This is a genomic window from Caldalkalibacillus thermarum (assembly GCF_014644735.1).
GTDB classification, from domain to species: domain Bacteria; phylum Bacillota; class Bacilli; order Caldalkalibacillales; family Caldalkalibacillaceae; genus Caldalkalibacillus; species Caldalkalibacillus thermarum.
Genome location: NZ_BMKZ01000108.1, coordinates 1 through 1,241, shown reverse-complemented (window position 1 = coordinate 1,241; position 1,241 = coordinate 1). Strand labels below are relative to the sequence as shown.

Sequence of the window (1,241 nt, the reverse complement as noted above, 5' to 3'; positions counted from 1 at the left end):
GGATCACCTCCTTTCTAGGGAGTTTTATGAGACCCCGGTTTTGGGGGATCCCTAAACTGAACGTTTTATAACGTTTCATCTTAATCAATTGCTCGCACGCTTGCTGCTTTGTTTAGTTTTGAGGGTTTTCGTGGGCCTATAGCTCAGCTGGTTAGAGCGCACGCCTGATAAGCGTGAGGTCGGTGGTTCAAGTCCACTTAGGCCCACCATCAGCACACCTCAGTTAAACGCAAGCTTACAATGATATTGCATGATATGGTCATGTTGCGGGGCCATAGCTCAGCTGGGAGAGCGCCTGCTTTGCACGCAGGAGGTCAGCGGTTCGATCCCGCTTGGCTCCACCAATTGCACCTTGAAAATTGGATAACAGCAGATTCATCGGGTAGCCACGAGCGACCTTAAGGGTTAAGCTACTAAGGGCGCACGGTGGATGCCTAGGCGCTGGGAGCCGATGAAGGGCGCGGCAAACGGCGAAACGCCTCGGGGAGCCGTAAGCAGGCGTTGATCCGGGGATTCCCGAATGGGGCAACCCCCTGTCCCTAATCGGACAGGATCCATCTTCCGAATCCATAGGAGATGGAGGGCACACCAGGGGAACTGAAACATCTTAGTACCCTGAGGAGAAGAAAGCAACCGCGATTCTCTGAGTAGCGGCGAGCGAAAGGGGAACAGCCCAAACCGGTGGGCTTGCCCACCGGGGTTGTAGGACGTCCCATACGGAGTGACAAAGGACGAGGATAGGCGAACACGTCTGGAAAGGCGGGCCATAGAGTGTGACAGCCACGTAGCCGAAATCTTCGTCCCTCCGGGACGGATCCTGAGTACGGCGGGACACGTGAAATCCCGTCGGAATCCGGGAGGACCATCTCCCAAGGCTAAATACTCCCCAGCGACCGATAGTGAACCAGTACCGTGAGGGAAAGGTGAAAAGCACCCCGGGAGGGGAGTGAAAGAGAACCTGAAACCGTGTGCCTACAACCAGTCGGAGCACGATGCCCGTCAGGGCCGTGTGACGGCGTGCCTTTTGTAGAATGAACCGGCGAGTTACGGTCTCGTGCGAGGTTAAGCCGAAGAGGCGGAGCCGCAGCGAAAGCGAGTCTGAACAGGGCGAATGAGTACGAGGCCGTAGACCCGAAACCGTGTGATCTACCCATGTCCAGGGTGAAGGCAGGGTAATGCCTGCTGGAGGCCCGAACCCACGCATGTTGAAAAATGCGGGGATGAGGTGTGGGTAGCGGTGA

At 56.3% G+C, this 1,241-nt stretch carries 2 tRNA genes and 1 rRNA gene; all 3 read left to right on the top strand.

Annotated elements, in window-relative coordinates:
* Window positions 1-132 precede the first annotated feature (132 nt).
* Window positions 133-209 (top strand) — tRNA-Ile (locus tag IEW48_RS16685).
* Window positions 210-268: 59 nt separating this feature from the next.
* Window positions 269-344: transfer RNA gene (locus IEW48_RS16680), tRNA-Ala, on the top strand.
* 59 nt (window positions 345-403) lie between these two features.
* Window positions 404-1,241 (top strand): 23S ribosomal RNA (locus IEW48_RS16675); the annotation flags it as partial.